The organism is Actinokineospora pegani (genome assembly GCF_009745975.1).
Lineage (GTDB): Bacteria > Actinomycetota > Actinomycetes > Mycobacteriales > Pseudonocardiaceae > Actinokineospora > Actinokineospora pegani.
This window is the reverse complement of the sequence record NZ_WHOL01000125.1, coordinates 1-23156: the sequence shown is the minus strand read 5'-3', so window position 1 is coordinate 23156 and position 23156 is coordinate 1. Positions and strand designations below refer to the sequence as shown.

The window sequence follows — 23156 nt, the reverse complement described above, 5'->3', positions numbered from 1 at the left end:
GGAACGGTGAGCACGACCTTGCCGGTGTGCCTGGCCTGGGACATGAACCGGGTGGCGTCCGCGCCGCGCCGGATGTCCCAGGCGCGGACCGGCAGCGGGGTGATGATCCCGGCCAGCTCGCCGAACATCTCCCGGATGCGGTCGGGCCCGGCCTCGATCAAGTCGAACGCCCGGTAAGCCACGCCCGGGAAGCCCTCGCGGAGATCGGTCTTGCCCATCTCGATGAACCGGCCACCCTCAACCATGGTCCGCACCGAGGCATCGATCAACTCACCCGCGAGCGAGTTCAACACCACGTGGATGCCGGAGAACTTCTCCCCGAACTCCGCCGTCCGCGAGGAAGCAATGTGATCATCGTCCAAACCCATGCCGCGCAACAGGTGCCACTTCGACGGGTGCGCCGTCGCGAACACCTCCGCGCCCAAGTGCTGGGCCAACTGGATCGCGGCCATGCCCACACCACCGGTGCCCGCGTGGATCAGCACCCGCTCCCCCGCCCGCAACCCACCCAGGTCACGCAAGCCGTACCAAGCGGTGAGGAAGACGATCGGCGTCGCCGCCCCCTGCGCCCACGACCACCCGGCCGGGACCGGCGCGACCACGCGGCCGTCGACGACGACCTGACCGGCGGCGGGCATCAGGCCCATGACCCGGTCGCCCACGGCGTGTCCGGCGCCCGGGCCCGTCTCCACGACGACACCCGCGCCCTCGATGCCGACGGTGGCCGACGGGTCCGGGTACATGCCCAGCACGGTCAGCACGTCGCGGAAGTTCCACCCGACCGCCCGGGTCTCGATCCGCACCTCGCCCGCGCCCACCGGCTGGTCGGCGTCCGGGTCCGGCACGGTGGCCAGGCCGTCGGCGGTGCCCGGCCTGGCGGCGGTGAGCTTCCACCGGCCGCCGGTGACCAGGGGGTCCGGCTCGGCGGCGCGCGCCATCCTGGGCGCGAACCAGGCCCCGGCGCGCAGCGCGACCCTCGGCTCCCCAGTGGCCGCCACCCCGGCCAGGTCGTGTTCGCCGTCGACGTCGGCCAGCACGAAGCGGCCCGGGTTCTCCGACTCGGCGGCGGCGACCAGGCCCCACACGGACGCGTCACCGCGGACGGGCTCGGCCTCGCCGACCGACACCGCGCGCTCGGTCAGCACGACCAGCGGCCCGTCGGCGTCCGCGACGGCGTGCTCCTGGAGCACCGGCAAGACCTCGGCGGCGGTCAGGCCGCGGGCGTCGAAGACCTCGGGGGTGTCGGTATTGGGGGTGTCACTGCCCTCGACGACCAGCGGCGCCCAGTCGAGCCCGAACAGCGCGTCGCGGACCCCGGTGTCGGCGGCGGCGGCGACCGGCCGCAGCACCAGCGACTCGATGCAGGCGACGGGCGCGCCCTCGGTGTCGGTGACCACGAGCGCGACGCCGGAGCCCGCGGGGCTGAGGCGGGCGCGCACGCTGCTCGCCCCGGTGGCGAAGAACGAGACCCCGGACCAGGCGAACGGCACCCCCGAGCCCGCGTCGATCCCCGCCACCGCCAGCGCGTGCAGCACGGAGTCGAGCGCGGCCGGGTGCACGCCGAAGCCGTCGCCGGGGGCGTCGAGGTCGACCTCCACGACGACGGCCGAGCCGTCCCGCCAGGCGCGGCGCAGGCCCCGGAAGGCGGGACCGTAGTCCAGGCCGGTGGTGGCGAGGTGGTCGTAGAGGCCGGTCAGGTCGAGTGGGTCCCCCTGCGGCGGCCACGGCAGCGACGGCGCGGGGGTGGAGGCGGAGTCCACGGTGCCGGAGGCGTGCTTGGTCCACCCCGACTCGGTGCGGCTGTGCAGGGCGACGGCCCGGCCGTCGCCGGTGTCGGCGCCGACGACCACGCGGACGTCGACCGCGCCGGTCCCGGGGAGCACGAGCGGGGCGTGCAGCATGAGCTCGCGGACGTGCCCGGCGTCGGCCTCGCGCCCGGCGCGGGCGGCGATGTCGAGCAGGGCGGTGCCGGGGACGACGACCTGCCCGGCGACCCGGTGGTCGGCCAGCCACGGGTGGGTGGCCAGTGACAGCCTGCCGGTGAGCACCGCGCCGTCGCCGTCCGGGAGCGCGACGGCCGCGCCGACCAGCGGGTGGCCGGACGCGTCGACGCCGCCGCCCGTGGGGGCGGGCGCGGCGGGCAGCCAGTAGCGCTGCCGCTGGAAGGCGTAGGCGGGCAGGGTGACCCGCCGGGCCCGGGGCAGCACGGCGGTCCAGTCGACGTGGGCGCCGGTCGCGAAGAGGCTGCCAACGGCCGTCAGCGCAGCGGTCACCTCGTCGCGGTCCTTGCGCTGGGCGGGGACGCAGTCCTCTACCAGCGGCGTCAGCACGGCGTCCGGTCCGATCTCGACGGCTCGCACGGCATCCAGGGCGGCGACGCCGTCAGCGAACCGGACCGTGCCGCGCACGTGCTCGACCCAGTACGCCGGGTCGGTCAGCCGGTCGGCCACGGCGCCGGTCAGGTTGGAGATCACCGGCGTTGTCGGCTCGTGGAACCCGACCGAGTCCAGGACAGCCCGGAACTCGTCCAGCACCGGGTCCATCAGCGCCGAGTGGAACGCGTGCGACACGGTCAGCCGCTTGGTCTTCTCGAACGTCGCCGCGATGGCCAGCACCTCGGACTCGACGCCGGACAGCACCACCGACCCGGGGGCGTTGACGGCGGCGATGGAGACCCCGTCGGTCAACCGGATCTCGTCCACGCGGGCCCGCACGGCGACCATCGCCCCGCCCTCGGGGAGCGCGCCCATCAGCCTGCCGCGCGCGGCGACGACCGCGCACGCGTCGGCCAGCGACCACACCCCGGCGAGGTGGGCGGCGACCAGCTCGCCGATGGAGTGCCCCAGGAGCACGTCGGCGCGCACGCCCCAGGACTCGAACAGCCGGGCGAGCGCCACCTCGAAGGCGAACAGCGCCACCTGGGCCACCTCGGTGCGGTGCACGTCCTCGGTGCCGATCCGCGCGACGACCTCGGGGTCGAAGTGGCCCAGGACCTCGGCGAAGGCCTCGGCGAACACGGGGAACCGGCGCAGCCCCCCGCCCATGCCGACCCGCTGCGAGCCCTGGCCGGAGAACACGAACGCGGTCCGGCCGGGGACGGCGGTGGCGATCGGGAGGTCACCGGCGAGGGCGGCGCGCAGCTCGGCGTCGGTGGCGCCGACGACGACGGCGCGGTGGTCGAAGGCGGTGCGGGTGGTGGCCAGGGACCAGGCGACGTCGACCGGTTCCAGGTCGGCCAGCTCGGCGAGCCGCCCGGCCTGGGCGCGCAGCGCCTCGGGCGTCTTGGCGCTGAGCACGAGCGGCACCGGTGTGGTGCGCGGCTCGGGCGGTTCGACCCGGCGCGGCGCTGGTTGTTCCAGGACGACGTGGGCGTTGGTGCCGGAGATGCCGAACGACGACACCCCCGCCCGGCGCGGCCGGTCGGCGGCGGGCCACACCGTCGGCTCGGTCAGCAGCTCGACCGAGCCCTCCGCCCAGTCCACCTTCGACGACGGCGCGTCCACGTGCAGGGTCCTGGGCAGCAGGCCGTGGCGCATGGCCTGCACCATCTTGATGACTCCAGCGACCCCGGCGGCGGCCTGGGTGTGCCCGATGTTCGACTTGATCGACCCCAACCACAGCGGGGTTTCCCGCTCCTGGCCGTAGGTCGCCAGCAGTGCTTGCGCCTCGATCGGGTCACCCAGTGTGGTCCCGGTGCCGTGCGCCTCCACGGCATCCACATCGGACGGGGACAGACCCGCGTTCGCAAGCGCTTGCCGGATCACCCTCTGCTGCGAAGGCCCGTTCGGTGCGGTGAGCCCGTTGGACGCGCCGTCCTGGTTCACCGCAGAACCACGCACCACGGCCAAGATCTCATGTCCGTTGCGCACGGCGTCGGACTGGCGTTCCAACACCAGCACGCCGACGCCCTCACCCCACCCGGTGCCGTCAGCGGCGTCGGCGAAGGACTTGCAGCGGCCGTCGGCGGCCAGGCCGCGCTGCTGGGCGAACTCGGCGTAGATGCCGGGGTTGGCCATGACCGCGACCCCGCCCGCCAGCGCCAGCCCGCACTCGCCGGAGCGCAGGGCCTGGGCGGCGAGGTGCAGGGCGACCAGCGAGGACGAGCACGCCGTGTCGATCGTGACGGCCGGGCCCTCGAAGCCCAGCGAGTAGGCGACCCGGCCGGACATGACGCTGCCGGTGCTGCCGGTGAGCATGTACCCGGCCACGTCGTCGGGGACGCTGGTGGCGCCGTTGCCGTAGCCCGACGAGCTGGCCCCGGTGAACACGCCCGTGTCGGTGCCGCGCAGCGTGGTCGGGTCGATGCCCGCGTGCTCCAGGGTCTCCCAGGCGGTCTCGAGCAGGAGCCGCTGCTGGGGGTCCATGGCGGTGGCCTCGCGCGGGGAGATGCCGAAGAACGCCGGGTCGAACCGGCCCGCGTCGTAGAGGAACCCGCCGCGCGCCTCGATGACCTGATCGCCCTGCTGGAGGGTGTCGAACGCCCAGCCGCGGTCGGTGGGGACCCCGCCCACGCCGTCGACGCCGTCGGACACCAGCCGCCAGAGCGCGTCGGCGGAGTCGATCCCGCCCGGGTAGCGGCAGGCCATGCCGACGATGACCACCGGGTCGTCGGTCGCGGCGACGGTCGCGGTGGCCATGGCGACGGGCGCGGTGGTCCCGGAGAGCTTGGCGTGGACCTGCTTGGCCAGGGCGAGCGGCGTGGGGTGGTCGAACACGGTCGTGGCGGGCAGGGTCAGACCGGTGGCGGCGGCGAGCGCGTTGCGCAGCTCCACCGAGGTCAGCGAGTCGAAACCGAGGTCGCGGAACGCCTGGTCGGCGGTGATGGCGTCCGGGGTGGCGTGGCCGAGAACGGCGGCTGCCCGCTCGCGGACGACCGTCAGCAGGGCGTCGACCTGGTCGGCCTCGGACAGACCGCGCAGCGATTCGGCGATGCCCGCGGCCGGGACGGCGGCCGCGGCGGCGCGCTGCCCGGCGCGGACGAGCCAGCGCCACAACGGCGGGACGTCGGCGCCGAGTTCCTTGCGCAGCAGGGCGAGGCGGATGGGCGCCGGGGCGAGGAAGGCCCGGTCGGCGTGCACGGCGGTGTCGAACAGGGCCACGCCCAGGTCGGGGGTGATCGTCCCGAGTGGACCGGTGGTGACCCGGGTGTTGCCGGTGGCCATGCCGGTCTCCCAGCCACCCCAGGCCAACGACACCGCGGGCAGGCCCGCTGCGCGCCGGTCGGCGGCCAGGGCGTCGAGGGCGACGTTGGCGGCGGCGTAGTTGCCCTGGCCCGCCGCGCCCCACACCCCCGACGTGGAGGAGAACAGCACGAACCCGGCCAGGTCCATGTCCTTGGTCAGCTCGTGCAGGTGCCGTGCGCCGAGCACCTTCGGGTCGGCGACCCTGGCCAGGCGCTCCGGGGTGAGCGAGGCGACCACGCCGTCGTCGAGGACCCCGGCCGCGTGCACGACGGCGGTCAGGTCGCGGCCTGCGATGGCCCGGGCCAGGGACTCCCGGTCGGTGACGTCGACCCCGGCACCGCGGCTGACCGGGAGGACGTCGAAGCCCTGGGCGCTCAGGTGGTCGACGAGCAGCGAGCCGATGCCGCCGGACGCGCCGGTGACCAGGACGGCGCCGCCCGGGGTCCAGGCGCGCGGGACGGTGAGCACGACCTTGCCGGTGTGCTTGGCCTGGGACATGAACCGGGTGGCGTCGGCGGCGCGGCGCACGTCCCAGGCGCGCACGGGCAGCGGGGCGATGACCCCGGCCAGCTCGCCGTACATCTCCCGGATGCGGTCCGGTCCGGCGTCGATCAGGTCGAAGGCGTGGTAGGCGACGCCGGGGAAGCCCTCGCGCGGGTCGGTCTTGCCCATCTCGATGAACCGGCCGCCCTCGACCAGGGTGCGGACCGAGGCGTCGATCAGCTCGCCCGCGAGCGAGTTGAGCACCACGTGGACGCCGGAGAACCGCTCGGCGAACTCGGCCGTGCGGGAGGAGGCGATGTGGTCGTCATCGAGGCCCAGCCCGCGCAGGACGTCCCACTTGGCCGGGTGCGCGGTGGCGAACACCTCGGCGCCCAGGTGCTGGGCGATGCGGATGGCGGCCATGCCGACCCCGCCCGCCCCGGCGTGCACGAGCACCCGCTCCCCCGCCGCCAGGCCGCCCAGGTCGCGCAGCCCGTACCAGGCGGTGAGGTAGACGATCGGCACCGACGCCGCCTGCGCCCACGTCCAGTCCGCCGGGACCCGGTCGACCAGGCGGGCATCCACAACGGACAGACCGGCGGCGGGGATGAGGCCCATGACCCGGTCGCCCACGGCGAAGCCCGCGTCCTCGGCCGCCTCGACCACGACGCCCGCGCCCTCGATGCCGACGAACGCGGCCGGGTCCGGGTACATGCCCAGCACGGTCAGCACGTCGCGGAAGTTCCAGCCGATGGCCCGCGTCTCGACCCGCACCTCACCGGCCGACAGCGCCCGCTCGGTGTCGGGGACGGCGACGACGGCGTCAGCGCTGCCCGCCTCCGGCACCGCCAGCCGCCACAGCCCGCCCGCGCGGACCTCCGTGTCGACCGACGCCCGCGCCATGCGCGGCGCCCACCAGAGCCCGCCCCGGCGAGCCAGCCTCGGCTCCCCCGCGTCCAGCACACCGCCCACGGGCTCGTGGTCGTCGACGTCGACGAGCAGGAAGCGGCCGGGGTTCTCGGACTCCGCCGAGGACACGAGACCCCACACGCCCGCCTGGTCCAGCCCCGGCACCGGTTCCCCGGCGACGGACACGGCCCGCCCGGTCAGCACCACCAGGGTCTCAGCGGAGTCGAGGGTCAGCCAGGCGCGCAGCACTCCCAGCACGGCGTCGTCGGCGACGCCCCGGGTGTCGAACAGGACCGGGCCGCCGGTCAGCGACAGCACGTCGGTGTCGGCCCGCACCACGGACCAGTCCGCGGGGGCGTCGGGCACCTGGACCGGCGCCCAGTCGAGGGTGAACAGCGCGTCGCGCACGCCGGAGTCCACGGCGGGCCCGCCCAGCGGGCGCAGCACCAGCGACTCGACGACGGCCACCGGGTTCCCGGCCGGGTCGACCAGGTCGACGGCGACGCCGGACCCGTTCTGCGCCAGCCGGGCGACAACGGAGGTGGCGCCGGTGGCGAAGACCGACACCCCGGTCCACGCGAACGGCACCCCGGCCTCCGCGCCCGCCCCCGTCTCAAGTCCAGCGACGGCGAGGGCGTGCAGGACCGAGTCGAGGACACCGGGGTGGACGCCGAAACCGGTGACGTCGGTGTCGTTGCCGTTGTCAAGGTCGACCTCGACGAACACCGCCCCATCGGCCCGCCACGCGCGGCGCAGGCCCTGAAAGGACGGGCCGTAGTCCAGGCCGCTGGCGGCCAGGGCGGGGTAGAGGTCGGCGACGTCGATCGGCTCGCCCTCGGCGGGCCACTCAGCGGCGGTGGCCTCGACTGCCTCGTTCATGGTGCCGGAGGCGTGCTTGACCCACTCGCCCTCGGTGACCCGGCTGTGAATGGCGATCGCACCGCCGTTGACCGACACGCGCAGGTCGACAGCGCCGGTCTCGGGGACGACGAGCGGGGCGTGCAGCATCAGCTCGCCGACCCGGGGGCGGCCTGCCTCGGCGCCCGCCCGGACGGCGAGGTCGACCAGGGCGGCGCCCGCGACGACGACCTGCCCGGCGATGCGGTGGTCGGCCAGCCACGGGTGGGTGCGCAGCGCGAGCCTGCCGCTGAGCACGGCCCCGTCGCCGTCGGGCAGGGGCAGGGCGGCGGTGAGCAGGGGGTGGCCGGTGGGCTCGACGCCCGCGCCCGCGAGGTCGGCGGGGCCGCCGCCGGGCTCCAGCCAGAAGCGCTGCCGCTGGAACGGGTAGGTGGGCAGCGCGACCTTGTGCGCGCCGGTCCCGGCGAACACCCCGGCCCAGTCGACGGGCGCGCCGGTGGCGAACAGGGCGCCCACGGCGGCGAGGGCGGTGGCGACCTCGGACCGGTCGCGGCGCAGCAGGGGCGCGCACGGCTCGATGAGCGGTGTCAGGACGGCGTCGGGTCCGACCTCGACAGACCGCACCACGCCCAGGCCCGCCAGCGCGGCGGTGGCGTCGGCGAACCGGACCGTGCCGCGCACGTGCTCGACCCAGTACCCCGGGTCGGTCCGGGGGTTGGTGGGCGCAATGGCAATCTTGGGCTCGTGGAACTCCACTGAGGCCAGGACAGCCCGGAACTCGTCCAGCATCGGGTCCATCAACGGCGAGTGGAACGCGTGCGACACGGTGAGCCGCTTGGTCTTGTCGAACTTGGCGGCGATCGCCAACACCTCGGCCTCGACCCCGGACACCACCACGGAGTCCTCGGCGTTGACGGCGGCGATGTCCACGCCGTCGGTCAGCAGCGGGCGCACCTCGGCCTCGGTGGCGCGCACGGAGACCATCGCCCCGCCCTCGGGCAGCGCGCCCATCAGCCCGCCGCGCGCGGCGACGACCGCGCACGCGTCGGCCAGCGACCAGATCCCGGCGACGTGCGCGGCGGCCAGTTCGCCGATGGAGTGCCCGATCAGCACGTCCGGTCGCACGCCCCACGACTCCAGCAGCCGCACGGACGCCACCTCGACGGCGAACAGCGCGGCCTGGGCGCAGGCGGTGCGGTGGATCTCGTCTGTGGCCAGGACAGCGCGCAGCGGCTTGTCGAGCACGGCGTCGAAGTGGGCGCAGACCTCGTCGAAGGCGTCGGCGAAGACGGGGAACCGCTCGGCCAGCTCGCGCCCCATGCCGACCCGCTGCGAGCCCTGCCCGGAGAACACGAACGCCGTGCCGCCGTCGACCACGCGGCTGACGACGGGCTCGGGGAACGCGCCGTCGGCGGTGACGGCGACCGCGCGGTGGTCCAGCGCGGCACGGGTGGTGGCCAGGGAGAAACCAACGTCCACAGGGGACGCGTCGAGCGCGGCGACGGCGGCGGCCTGGGCGCGCACGGCGTCGGCGGTGCGGCCGGAGAACACCCACGGGGCGGGCGCGGCCGGGGTCGGCTCGACGACGACCGGGTCCGGGCCCTGCTCCAGGATGACGTGGGCGTTGGTGCCGGAGATGCCGAACGACGACACGCCCGCTCGGCGCGGCCGGTCGACGGCGGGCCACGGCGTGGTGTCGGTGAGGACCCGCACCGCCCCGGCCGACCAGTCGACCTTCGTCGTCGGCGCGTCCACGTGCAGCGTGCGGGGCAGCCGCCCGTGCCGCATGGCCAGCACCATCTTGATCACACCGGCGACGCCCGCGGCGGCCTGGGTGTGGCCGATGTTGGACTTCACCGAGCCCAGCCACAGCGGCTGGTCCCGGTCCTGCCCGTAGGTGGCCAGCAGCGCCTGGGCCTCGATCGGGTCGCCCAGCCTGGTGCCGGTGCCGTGCGCCTCCACGGCGTCCACATCGGACGATCCGAGCCCGGCGGCGGCGAGCGCGGCGCGGATGACCCGCTGCTGCGAGGGCCCGTTGGGGGCGGTGAGGCCGTTGGAGGCGCCATCGGAGTTGATCGCCGAGCCGCGCAGCACGGCCAGCACCTCGTGCCCGTCCCGCTCGGCGTCGGACAGGCGCTGCAACAGCAGCATGCCCACGCCCTCGCCCCAGCCGGTGCCGTCCGCGCCGTCGGCGAAGGACTTGCACCGGCCGTCGACGGCCAGCCCCTGCTGGCGGGCGAACTCGACGAACGCGCCGGGGGTGGACATGACCGTCACGCCGCCCGCCAGCGCGAGGTCGCACTCCCCCGAGCGCAGCGCCTGCGCGGCCAGGTGCATCGCCACCAGCGACGACGAGCACGCGGTGTCGACGGTGAGCGCCGGGCCCTCCAGGCCCAGGGCGTAGGCGATCCGACCGGACATCACCGAGGCGGTGTTGCCGGTGGCCAGGTACCCGGCGACCTCGTCGGGCACCTCGCGCAGGAACGTCGTGTAGTCCTGCCCGTTGGTTCCGGCGAACACACCGGTCCGGGTGCCGCGCAGCGAGGTCGGGTCGATGCCGGAGCGCTCCAGCAGCTCCCACGACGCCTCGAGCAGGAGCCGCTGCTGCGGGTCCATGGCAATGGCCTCGCGCGGGGAGATGCCGAACAGGGCGGCGTCGAACTCGCCCGCGCCGTCGAGGAAGCCGCCCTCGCGGGCGTAGCTGGTGTGCGCGCGGCCCTGCTCCGGGTCGTAGAGGGCGTCGAGGTCCCAGCCCCGGTCGTCGGGGAAGCCGACGATGCCCTCACCGCCCTCGGCGATGAGGTCCCACAGGTCCTCCGGGGACCGCACGCCACCCGGGAACCGGCAGGACATGCCGACCAGCGCGATCGGCTCATCGGTCACCGCGGCCGCGGTGGCGGTGGACGCGGGGGCGGTGGAGCCGAAGAGGTCGGCACGCAGGCGCTCGGCGAGCGCGGCCGGGGTGGGGTGGTCGTAGACGAGGGTGGCGGGCAGCGCGAGACCGGTGGCGGCGGCCAGGCCGTTGCGCAGCTCCACGGCGGTCAGCGAGTCGAAGCCCAGCTCGGACAGGGCCCGGTCGGCGGTGACCGCGGCGGGCGAGGCGTGGCCGAGGACCCCGGCGACGTGCGTGCGGACCAGGGTGAGCAGCAGCGCGTCGCGCTCGGCGGCGGAGCGCCCGGCGAGGGTGTCGGCGAACCCGGTGTCGCCTGCCGGGGCGGCGGTGGCGGCGGCGACCCCGGGCAGCTCCGAGAGCAGCGGGCTGGGCCGGGCGGCGGTGAAGGCGGGGGCGAACGTGCCCCAGTCCATGTCGGCGATGACGGTGTTCTCGCCCGCGCCCGCCAGGGCGGCCAGCGCGCGGGCCGGGGCGAGCGGGACGACGCCGCGGCGGGCCAGCTCGTGCGCGGTGCGCTCGTCGACCATGCCGCCCTCGGCCCACGGGCCCCAGGCGACGGCGGTCGCGGCCAGGCCGCGGCCGCGGCGGTGCAGGGCCAGCGCGTCGAGGTAGGCGTTGCCCGCCGAGTAGAGGCCCTGGCGGCCGCTGCCCCAGATGCCGGAGATGGAGGAGAACACCACGAAGGCGTCCAGGTCGCGCTCGCCCAGGGCGGCGTCGAGGTTGCGGCCGCCGCGCACCTTGGCGTCCAGCACGGGGCCCAGGTCGGCGGCGGTGAGGTCGGCGATCGGGGCGTCGGCGGCGGCGCCCGCCGCGTGCACGACGGCGGTCAGGTCGTCGATCCCGTCGACCAGCGCGCGGACGGCGTCGGCGTCGGTGACGTCGCAGGCGACGACCCGCGCGCCCAGCTCGTCGGCCAGGTCGGCGGCGCCGGGGGCGTCGAGGCCCCGGCGGCTGGTGAGCACCAGCCGGGCACCGTGGCCGTGCGCCCAGCGGGCGACGTGCGCGCCCAGGCCGCCGGTGCCGCCGGTGACCAGGACGGTGCCGCGCGGGGTCCAGGTGGTGGTCGGCGCGGGGGCGGGGGTGACGCGGCGGGTGAACACGCCGGAGGCGCGGACGGCGATCTGGTCCTGGTCGGCGGCCAGGGCGGCGCGCAGCCGGGCGCGGGTCCGGTCGTCCCAGGTGGCGGGGAGGTCGACGAGACCGCCCCAGGTGTCGGGGTGCTCCAGGGCGGCGACCCGGCCCAGGCCCCAGACCTGCGCGGACTCGGGGTCGGTCAGCGGGTCGGCCGCACCGACCGAGACCGCGCCCCGCGTGGCCAGCCAGAGCACGGCGCCGGGCTGGACGGCCTGGATCGTCTCGATGGCCTCGGTGAGGGTCGCGGGCGCGGCGATGATGTCACCGGTGACGCCATCGAGCGAATCGACGGTGGTCGCGCCGAGGGCCTCGGTCAGCTCGGGGTGCTCGCCCAGGACGGTCCAGCCGCCGGGGGCGGTCTCGGGCAGGCCGGTGACCGGGGCCCACTGGACGCGGTAGCGCCAGGAGTCGAGCTGGGCGCGCTCGTCCTGGCCACGCCGGTAGGCGGCGAGCCCGGGCAGGGTCAGCTCGTCGAGGCCGAGCCCGCTGAGGTCGCCCTGCTCGACGGCGTCCCAGAACGCGCTGTCGGCGGCCGTCGACCCGGCGGGGGCGGGAGTCGTGTCGAACCAGTAGCGGGTGCGCTGGAACGGGTAGGTGGGCAGGTCGACGCGCTGCGCGCCCGGGAACACCGCGGCCCAGTCGACGTCGGCACCTCGGGTGTGGAGCGCGCCGAGGGCGGTGAACGCGGTGGCGACCTCGGGCCGCTGGTCCCGCTGGGCGGGAACGCAGTCCGGGACGAGCGAGGACAGCGTCGCGCCCGGCCCGATCTCCACCGCGCGCGCCGCATCCAGCGCGGCCACACCGTCGGCGAACCGGACGGTGCCGCGCACGTGCTGGACCCAGTACTCGGGGTTGGTGCGCGGGTTGGCGGGCAGCACCGGGAGCGACGGCTCCTGGAACTCCACCGACTCCACGACGGCCCGGAACTCCTCCAGCATCGGGTCCATCAGCGGCGAGTGGAACGCGTGCGACACGGCGAGCCGCTTGGTCTTGTCGAACTTCGCCGCGATCGCCAAGACCTCGGACTCGACCCCGGAGACCACCACGGAGTCCGGCCCGTTGACGGCCGCGATGCTGACACCGTCAGTAAGCTCGATCTCGGACTCGGCGGCCTTGATCGCCACCATCGCCCCGCCCTCGGGCAGGGCGCCCATCAAACGACCACGGGCAGCGACGACCTCGCACGCGTCCGCCAGCGACCACACGCCCGCGAGGTGCGCGGCGGCCAGTTCGCCGATCGAGTGTCCGATCAGGACATCGGGCGTGACACCCCACGACTCGAACAACCGGAACAACGCCACCTCGAAGGCGAACAGCCCGGCCTGGGTCACCTCGGTCCGGTGCACGTCGTCGGTCTGAATCCGCTCCCGGACTCCCTCGAAGTGCGACAGCACCTCGTCGAACGCCTCGGCGAACACGGGGAAGCGAGCGCAGAGCTCACGGCCCATCCCGGCCCGCTGCGAACCCTGCCCGGAGAACACGAACGCGGTCTTGCCCGATCGCGCCTCCCCGGTGACGACCGACGCGTCCGGGGTCCCGGCGGCCAGGGCCGCGAGCCCGGCGGAGTGGTCCTCGGCGACGACAACAGCCCGGTGCGGCAGACCGGCCCGGGAGGACGCCAGGCTCAGCCCGACGTCCGCCGCCGAACCCCCGACGGCGGCGACCCGGGACGCCAGCGCGCGCAGCGCCTCCGGTGTCTTGCCCGACAGGACCCACGGCAGCACACCGGTCGGCCCGGTCTCGGTGACCGGTTCCGGCTCGGGGGCCTGCTCCAGGATGATGTGCGCGTTGGTGCCGGAGATGCCGAACGACGACACGCCCGCTCGGCGCGGCCGGTCGACGGCGGGCCAGGCACGGCTCTCGGTCAGCAGCTCGACCGCGCCAGCCGACCAGTCCACAGTGGACGAAGGCTGGTCGACGTGCAGGATCTTCGGGAGCACCCCGTGGCGCAGCGCCTGCACCATCTTGATGACCCCGGCGACGCCGGAGGCGGCCTGGGTGTGGCCGATGTTCGACTTGAGGGCGCCCAGCCACAGCGGCTCGGCGCGGTTCTGCCCGTAGGTGGCCAGCAGGGCCTGGGCCTCGATGGGGTCGCCCAGGGTGGTGCCGGTGCCGTGCGCCTCGACGGTGTCGATGTCGGTCGTGGTCAACCGCGCGTTGGCCAGCGCCGCGCGGATGACCCGCTGCTGCGACGGCCCGTTCGGGGCGGTGAGGCCGTTGGAGGCCCCATCGGAGTTGATCGCCGAGCCGCGCAGCACGGCGAGCACGGTGTGGCCGTTGCGCCGGGCGTCGGAGAGCTTCTCCAGCAGCACCATGCCCACGCCCTCGCCCCAGCCGGTGCCGTCCGCGCCGTCGGCGAAGGACTTGCACCGGCCGTCGGCGGCCAGGCCGCGCTGCCGGGAGAACTCGATGAACGCCCCGGGCGCGGACATGATCGTCACCCCGCCCGCCAGGGCGAGCGAGCACTCCCCCGCGCGCAGCGCCTGCGCGGCCCAGTGCAGGGCGACCAGCGACGACGAGCACGCGGTGTCGACGGTGACGGCCGGGCCCTCGAAGCCGAGGGTGTAGGAGATGCGGCCGGACATGACCGAGGCGGTGTTGCCGGTGCCGAGGTAGCCCTCGACGCCCTCGGGGACCTCGCGCAGCAGCGCGGTGTAGTCCTGCCCGTTGGTGCCCGCGAACACGCCGGTCCTGGAGCCGCGCAGCGACAGGGGGTCGACGCCCGCGCGTTCCAGGGCCTCCCACGAGGTCTCGAGCAGCAGCCGCTGCTGCGGGTCCATCGCCAGCGCCTCGCGCGGGGAGATCCCGAACAGGTCGGCGTCGAACTCGCCCGCGCCGTCGAGGAACCCGCCCTCCCGCGCGTAGCTGGTGCCCGCCCGGTCGCGGGACGGGTCGTAGAGCGCGTCGAGGTCCCAGCCGCGGTCGGTGGGGAACCCGCCGATGCCGTCGCGGCCCTCGGCCGCCAGCTCCCACAGCGCCTCGGGGCTGTCGACGCCGCCGGGGTAGCGGCAGGCCATGCCGACGATGGCCACCGGCTCGGCCGCGCCGGACTCCAGCTCGGCGACGCGCTCGCGCGCCTCGTGCAGGTCCGCGGTCACCCAGCGCAGGTAATCGCGGAGTGTCTCCTCATTCGCCACCGGACTCCCCCACCCTGCGCGCACCGAAAACGAAGTGAATGCCGGAGAAACCCAGAGAATTCAACACAACCCTGCCCGGTCTCGACAATTCGGTGGACATTGACGCGTGTCGCCATCGAATTGGACACTATTGGCGGGACAAGATCACCGACAACCCCTAGGAGGGCCCCTAGGGGTCCCTAAGCTAGCACTTTGCCTGACCAGGGCAGTTCGGGAGCCGCGCGGCGCACAGCCCCCGAACACCGGTGCGCCGCTATTTACCGACGCCTGCCGAGGTCTTTGTTGATGAAAGCGAAAAGCTCTTCGTCCGAGGCCGCGCCCAGTTTTTCGGTGACCGCCTCGCGCGCATTGACCGCGGTGGGCTTGAACGCCGCCACCAGCGCCCGCAGCCGCCCGGCCACCTCGTCGCGCACGGCCGCGTCGAGGTGTTCGCGGGCCAGGGCGGCCTCGAGTCGGTCGAGTTCGGACAGGACGGGGGTCTCGTCGGCCCCGAACGCCGTCCGGGCCAGCTCGTGGGCCAGCGCCGTGGGGTTCGGGTGGTCGAAAACGGCGGTGGCCGGGAGCTTGACGCCGGTCGCGGCGGTGAGGGCGTCGCGGAGCTCGACGGCGGTCAGGGAGTCGAAGCCGAGGTCCTTGAAGGCCCTGGACGCCTCGACGGTGCTGGTGTCGCTGTGGCCCAGGACAGCGGCGGCCCGCTCGCGGACCAGCCGCAGCACGGCCTCGTCCCGGTCGGGGCGGGGCAGGGTGGACAGCCGGGCGGCCCATTCGCCCGCCCCGCCGGTCGGGATGTCCTGGGCGAGGGCGGCCCGCACGGCGGGCAGGTCCGACAGCAGCGGGCTGGGCCGGGCGGCGGTGAAGGCGGGGGCGAACCGCGCCCAGTCGACGTCGGCGACGGTGACGCAGTCCTCGCCACGGCCCACCGCCGCGGCCAGCGCGGACAGCGCCCTGGCCGGGGCCAGCGGCCGGACGCCGCGGCGGGCGAGCTCGTGGCCCGCGCGCTCGTCGACCATGCCGCCGCCCGCCCACGGGCCCCAGGCCAGCGCGGTCCCGGCCAGGCCCCTGGCCCGCCGGTCGAGCACGAGCGCGTCGAGGTAGGCGTTGCCCGCCGCGTAGACGCCCTGGCCGCCGCTGCCCCAGACGCCGGAGATGGAGGAGAACACCACGAAGGCGTCCAGGTCCCGCCCGCCCAGCGCGGCGTCGAGGTGCCGGGCGCCCGCGACCTTGCCCGCGAGGACGGTGTCGATGCCCGCCTGGTCCACATCGGCCAGCGCGGAGTCCACCGCGACCCCGGCCGCGTGCACGACGGCGCGCAGGTCGTCGATCCCGTCGACCAGGGCCCGCACCGCGTCCGGGTCGGCCACGTCGCAGGCGACGACCGCCGCGTCGAGTTCGGCGGCCAGCTCGGCCGCGCCAGGGGCCTCGAGGCCGCGCCTGCTGGTCAGCACCAGGCGCGCGCCCTGGGCGTGCGCCCAGCGGGCGACGTGCGCGCCGAGGCCGCCGGTGCCGCCGGTGACCAGGACGGTCCCAGCGGGCGTCCACGGGTCGCCGCCCGCGGCTGGGGCCTCGACGAGCCTGCGGGCGAAAGCGCCCGCGGCGCGCAGGGCGACCTGGTCCTCGGTGCCGGACAGGACCGCGCGCAGCCGGTCGGCCGTGTGGTCGTCCCAGGTGGCGGGCAGGTCGACCAGCCCACCCCAGCGGTCGCCGTGCTCCAGCGCGGCGACCCGGCCCAGGCCCCACAGCAGGCCGCCGTCGGGATCGGTCAGGGCGTCCGCTCGGCCGGTCGAGACCGCGCCGGTCGTGGCGCACCAGAGCCGGGCGGTGACCCCCGCGTCGCCGAGGGCCTGCACGGCGCGGACGGCGCCGGGCAGGTCGGCGCCGACGGCGAGCACGCCCGCGACCTCGCCGATCTCCACCAACCGCTTGGCCAGGGCCTCGCGGGTCGGCTCGGGGCGCAGCAGCACCGGGTCGGTGAACGCGCCGACGACCGGGCTGTCGGGGGTGTCGGTGAGGATCAGCCAACGGCCTGCCGTCTCCGGGGCGGGCAGGGTGACCGGGGTCCAGTCGACCCGGTAGCGCAAGCCGTCGTCGGCGGTGGTCGCGGGCGTGGGGGTGAGCCAGAAGCGCTCGTGCTGGAACGGGTAGGTGGGCAGGGCGACGCGGCGGGCCGCGGGCAGGACGGCGGTCCAGTCGACGCGGGCGCCGGTGGTGAACAGGCGGGCGAGCGCGGTGAGGGCGGTCGTGGTCTCGTCCCGGTCGCGGCGCTGGGCGGGCACGCACCCGTCCACCAGCGGCGTCAGCACGGCGTCCGGCCCGATCTCGACCGCCCGCGCCGCATCCAGCGCGGCGACGCCGTCCGCGAACCGGACGGTGCCGCGCACGTGCCGGACCCAGTAGTCCGGGTCGGTCAGCTCGCCGTCCCCGTTGGCCATGATCGGCAACGACGGCTCGTGGAACTCGACGGTGTCCAGCACCGCCCGGAACTCCTCCAACATCGGGTCCATCAGGCCCGAGTGGAACGCGTGCGACACGGTCAGCCGCTTAGTCTTCTCGAACGTCGCCGCGATGGCCAGCACCTCGGACTCGACGCCGGAGACCACCACGGAGTCGGCGGCGTTCACCGCCGCGACGCTCACCCCGGGGGTCAGCTCGATCTCAGCCTCGGTCGCCTTGATCGACACCATCGCCCCGCCCTCCGGCAACGCGCCCATCAACCGACCACGAGCGGCGACGACCTTGCACGCGTCCGCCAGCGACCACACACCAGCCACGTGCGCGGCGACCAGCTCGCCGATCGAGTGCCCGATCAGCACGTCCGGCTTGATCCCCCACGACTCGAACAGCCGCACCAGCGCGACCTCGAACGCGAACAGCCCGGCCTGGGCCACCTCGGTCCGGTGCACCTCCTCCGTGCCGATCCGCTCCCGAACCCCCTCGAAGTGCGACAGCACCCCGTCGAACGCCTCGGCGAACACGGGGAACCGACGCAGGCCCGCACCCATGCCGACCCGTTGCGAGCCCTGGCCGGAGAACACGAACGCCGTGCGCCCGTCGACGGCGCGGCCGGTGTGCGCGCCCTCGGCGACCGCGGCGAGCCCGGCGAGCAGGTCGGCCCGGTCCGCGCCGACGACGGCGGCCCGGTGGTCGTGCGCGGCGCGGGTGGTGGCCAGCGACCACGCCACCTCCCCCGCCTCGACGTCGTCGGTCAGCACGGCGGCGAGCCGGGCCGCCTGCGCGCGCAACGCGTCGGGCGAGCGGGCCGAGAGCACCCACGGCACGACGCCGGGCACGGACGTGGGCGGGGCGGCGGCCATCGGCGCCTGCTCCACCACGACGTGGGCGTTGGTGCCGGAGATGCCGAACGACGACACCCCCGCGCGGCGGGGCCGGGAGACCGGCGGCCACGCGGTGGTCTCGGTCAGCAGCGCCACCGACCCCTCGGTCCAGTCCACCTTCGACGACGGCGCGTCCACGTGCAGCGACGCGGGGAGCTGCCCAAACCGCATGGCCTGCACCATCTTGATCACCCCGGCCACCCCCGCGGCGGCCTGGGTGTGCCCGATGTTCGACTTGATCGACCCCAACCACAACGGGGCCTCCCGCTCCTGGCCGTAGGTCGCCAGCAACGCCTGCGCCTCAATCGGGTCACCCAGCGTCGTACCGGTCCCATGCGCCTCCACGGCATCCACATCGGACGGGGACAGACCCGCGTTCGCAAGCGCTTGCCGGATCACCCGCTGCTGCGACGGACCATTCGGCGCGGTCAAACCATTCGACGCACCATCCTGGTTCACCGCGGAACCACGCAACACAGCCAAGATCTCATGCCCGTTGCGCACAGCGTCCGACTGGCGCTCAAGCACCAGCATACCGACGCCCTCACCCCACCCGGTGCCGTCAGCCGCGTCGGCGAAGGACTTGCAGCGGCCGTCGGCGGCGAGGCCGCGTTGGTGGGAGAACTCGGCGAACACCCCGGGCGCGGCCATCACCGACACCCCGCCCGCCAGCGCGAGCGAGCACTCCCCGGTCCGGACGGCCTGCGCCGCCCAGTGCAGGGCGACCAGCGACGACGAGCAGGCGGTGTCGACGGTGACGGCCGGGCCCTCCAGGCCGAGCGTGTAGGAGATGCGGCCGGACAGGACGCTGCCGGTGCTGCCGGTGAGCAGGTACCCGGCGACCTCCTCGGGGACGGCGGTGAGCCCGGAGCCGTAGCCCGACGAGCTGGCCCCGGTGAACACGCCCGCGTCGGCGCCGCGCAGCCCGGACGGGTCGATGCCCGCGTGCTCCAGCGCCTCCCAGGCGCTTTCCAGCAGGAGCCGCTGCTGCGGGTCCATGGCCAGCGCCTCGCGCGGGTTGATGCCGAAGAACGCGGCGTCGAACCCGGCTGCGTCGCGCAGGAACCCGCCCTGGTCGACGATGTCGCTCTCACCCTGGTAGAGCGAGTGGACGTCCCAGCCGCGGTCGGTGGGGAACCCGCCGATGCCGTCCACGCCGTCGGCGACCAGCCGCCACAGGGCGTCCGGGCTGTCGACACCGCCGGGGTAGCGGCAGGCCATGCCGACGATGACCACGGGGTCGTCACCGGGGACGGCGGTGGCCGCCGTGGCGGCGGTGCGGGCGGTGGTCCCGGTGAGCTTGGCCTGGACGAAGCGGGCCAGCGCGGCCGGGGTGGGGTGGTCGAACACGAGCGTGGCGGGCAGCCGCAGCCCGGTGGCCTCGGCCACGGAGTTGCGCAGCTCGACCGAGGTCAGCGAGTCGAACCCGATGTCGCGGAACGCCTGGTCGGCGGGCACGGCGTCGGCGGTGGCGTGGCCGAGGACGGCGGCGGCCCGGTCGCGCACCAGCCGGACCAGGGTGTCGAGCCGCTCGGACTCGGGCAGGCCGCGCAGCTCGTCGGCGAGCCCGCTCGTGGCCGCCGCGGCGGTGCGCTGGGCGGGCCGGACCAGGTCCCGCCAGAGCGCGGGCACGTCGGCGCCGATCTCCTTGCGCAGCGCGGCGAGGCGGATCGACGCGGGCACGACGAGCGCCCGGTCCGAGCGCACGGCGGCGTCGAACAGCGCCACGCCGAAGTCGGGGGTGATGAGGCCGAGCGGCCCGGCCGCGGCCCGGCTGTTGCCGGTGGCCATGCCGGTGTCCCAGCCGCCCCACGCCAGCGACACCGCGGGCAGCCCGGCGGCCCGCCGGTCGGCGGCGAGCGCGTCCAGGGCGACGTTGGCCGCCGCGTAGTTCGCCTGCCCCGCCGCGCCCCAGATGCCGGAGGTCGACGAGAACAGCACGAACCCGGCCAGGTCCATGTCCTTCGTCAGCTCGTGCAGGTTGCGGGCGCCGGTCACCTTCGGCGCCAGCACGGCGTCGAGCCGCTCCGGCGTGAGCGACCCGAGCGTGCCGTCGTCGAGGACACCAGCCGCGTGGACCACGGCGGTCAGCTCGCGCCCCTCGATCGCCTTGGCCAGCGACGCCTTGTCCGTGACGTCCACACCCGCACCGCGACTCACCGGCAGCACGTCGAACCCCTGCTCCGCCAGGTGATCCACCAGCAGCGACCCGATACCACCCGACGCGCCCGTGACCAGCACGGTGCCGCCCGGGGTCCAGGCACGGGGAACGGTGAGCACGACCTTGCCGGTGTGCTTGGCCTGGGCCATGAACCGCACCGCGTCGCGGCCGCGGCGCACGTCCCACGCGCGCACGGGCAGCGGCCGGATGAACCCGAGCAGCTCGCTGAACATCTCCCGAATGCGGTCCTCCCCGGCGTCGAACAAGTCGAACGCCTGGTAGGACACCCCGGGCAGCCCGTCGCGCAGGTCGGTCTTGCCCATCTCGATGAACCGGCCACCCTCGACCAGCGTCCGCACCGAAGCGTCGATCAGCGCACCCGCGAGCGAGTTCAACACCACGTGGATACCGGAGAACTTCTCCCCGAACTCCGCCGTCCGCGACGACGCGATGTGATCGTCGTCCAAGCCCATGTCCCGCAACAAGTGCCACTTCGACGGATGCGCCGTCGCGAACACCTCCGCGCCCAGGTGCTGGGCCAACTGGATCGCGGCCATGCCCACACCACCAGTGCCCGCGTGGATGAGCACCCGCTCCCCCGCCCGCAACCCACCCAGATCACGCAACCCGTACCAGGCCGTCAAGAACACGATCGGCGTCGCCGCGCCCTGCGCCCACGACCACCCGGCCGGGACCGGCGCGACCAGGCGGGCGTCCACACAGGACTCACCGGCGGCGGGCAGCAGGCCCATGACCCGGTCGCCCACCGCCAGGTCGACGCCCGCGCCGACCTCGGTGACCACCCCGGCCCCCTCGATGCCCACCACCGCCGACGGGTCCGGGTACATGCCCAGCACCGTCAGCACGTCGCGGAAGTTCCACCCGATCGCCCGCGTCTCGACCCGCACCTGCCCAGGCCCCAGCTCAGCGACCTCGGCGGGAACCACGACCAGGGCGTCAGCGGTGCCCGGCTTCGGCACGGCCAGCCGCCACCGCCCGCCCGCGACCAGGTCCACCCCGTCGATCGGGCTGCCCGCGCGGGCCATGCGCGGCGCCCACCACGTCCCGGCCCGGTGCGCGAGCCGGGGCTCGTCGGCCTCCGGGACAGCCACCTCCCCGTCGACGTCGACCAGCAGGAACCGCCCCGGGTTCTCCGTCTCGGCAGACGACACAAGCCCCCACACGGCGGCGTCGCCGGTCACCGGCTCGCCCGCGCCGACCGACACCGCGCGCCCGGTCAGCACGACCAGCCGGTCTTCCCGGTCCTGCGCGGCCCAGTCCTGCACGGCGCCCAGCACCGCACCAAGGCCCATCCCGCGCGTGTCGAGCACCTCGGCCCCGGAAAGCTCTCGCTCGACGACGACGGGAACCCAGTCCACGGCGAACAGGGCGTCGCGGACAGCGGTGTCCTCGGCGGGCGCGCCCAGCGGGCGCAGCACCAGCGACTCCACGGCGGCGACCGGCGCCCCGGCCGGGTCCGTGACGGTGAGCGAGACACCGGAGGCGGCGGCCCGCAGCGTGGCGCGCACGGTGGTGGCGCCGGTCGCGGTGAAGGTGACCCCGCCCCAGGCGAACGGCACACCCGAACCGGAGTCGAGGCCCGCGACGGACAGGGCGTGCAGCACCGAGTCGAGGACGCCGGGGTGGACGCCGAAGCCGGTCGGGTCGACCGCGCCCGCCAGGTCGACCTCCACGTGCACGTCGCCGCCGTGGCGCCACGCGCGGCGCAGACCGCGGAACGCGGGGCCGTAGGACAGACCCGCGGCGTCGAGGGTGTCGTAGACGCCGGTGACGTCGACCGCCTCGCTGCCCTCGGGCGGCCACACGGCGGGCGGGGCGGCGGTGACCGGGGCGTGCTCGTCGAGGACGCCCTCGGCGTGCCGGGTCCACTCGCCGTCCCCGACCCGGCCGTGCACGGTGACGGTCCTGCCGTCCCCGGCTGCGCCGACGACAACGCGGACGTCGACCGGGCCGGACTCGGGGACCACCAGCGGGGCGTGCAGCATCAGCTCGCGCACGGTGGCGCAGCCGACCTCGCGGCCCGCGCGGGCGACCATGTCCAGCAGCGCGGTCCCGGGCACGACGACCCGGCCGCCGAGGCGGTGGTCGGCCAGCCACGGGTGGCGGCGGGCGGAGACCTGCCCGGTCAGCACCACGCCGCGGTCGTCGGGCAGGGCCACGACGGCGCGCAGCAGCGGGTGGTCCGCGGCGTCGACCCCGACCCCGGCGATGTCGGCGCCGTGGCCGGGCTCCAGCCAGTAGTGCGTGCGCTGGAACGGGTAGGTGGGCAGGGTGGTCGTGCGGGCGCCGGGGAACACGGCCGCCCAGTCCACGGCGGCGCCCAGCGCGAACAGGCCGCCGAGCCCGGTCATGGCGGCGGTGGCCTCGGGCAGCTTCCGGCGCTGCACCGGCACGCAGTGCTCGACCAGCGGGGTCAGGACGGCGTCCGGCCCGACCTCGACCGAGCGCGCCACGCCCAGACCCGCCAGGGCCGCCGCGCCGTCGGCGAAGCGGACGGTGCCACGCACGTGCTCGACCCAGTACCCCGGGTCGGTGAGCCGGTCGGCGAGCGCCCCGGTCAGGTTGGACACCACGGGCAGGGTCGGCTCGGCGAAGGCGACGGTGGCCAGTTCGGCGCGGAAGCGGGCGAGCATGGGCTCCATGAGCCCGGAGTGGAAGGCGTGCGACACGGTCAGCCGCTTGGTCTCGGCGAACCCCGCCGCGATCGCCAGGACCTCGGACTCGACGCCGGAGACCACCACCGAGTCCGGCGAGTTGACCGCCGCGACGCTCACGCCGCCGGTCAGCTCGATCTCCTCCTCGGTCGCGCGGATCGCGACCATGGCCCCGCCCTCGGGCAGCGCGCCCATCAGCCGACCGCGCGCGGCCACCACCCGGCAGGCGTCGGCCAGCGACCACACGCCCGCGACGTGGGCGGCGACCAGCTCGCCGATGGAGTGCCCGATCAGCACCTCCGGCGTGACGCCCCACGAGTCCAGCAGGCGCACCAGCGCGACCTCGACCGCGAACAGCCCGGCCTGGGTGTAGGCGGTGCGGTGGACGTCC

General features: G+C 75.3%; 2 protein-coding genes. Both read right to left on the bottom strand.

From position 1 onward, the window contains the following. Positions 1-14597: type I polyketide synthase (locus GCL84_RS29565; protein ID WP_197523558.1), on the bottom strand; the 14597-nt coding region annotated here is incomplete at its 3' end. 257 nt (positions 14598-14854) lie between these two features. Continuing rightward, positions 14855-23156 (bottom strand): type I polyketide synthase (locus GCL84_RS27850; RefSeq protein ID WP_156758552.1); only part of this gene is annotated, 8302 nt, incomplete at its 5' end.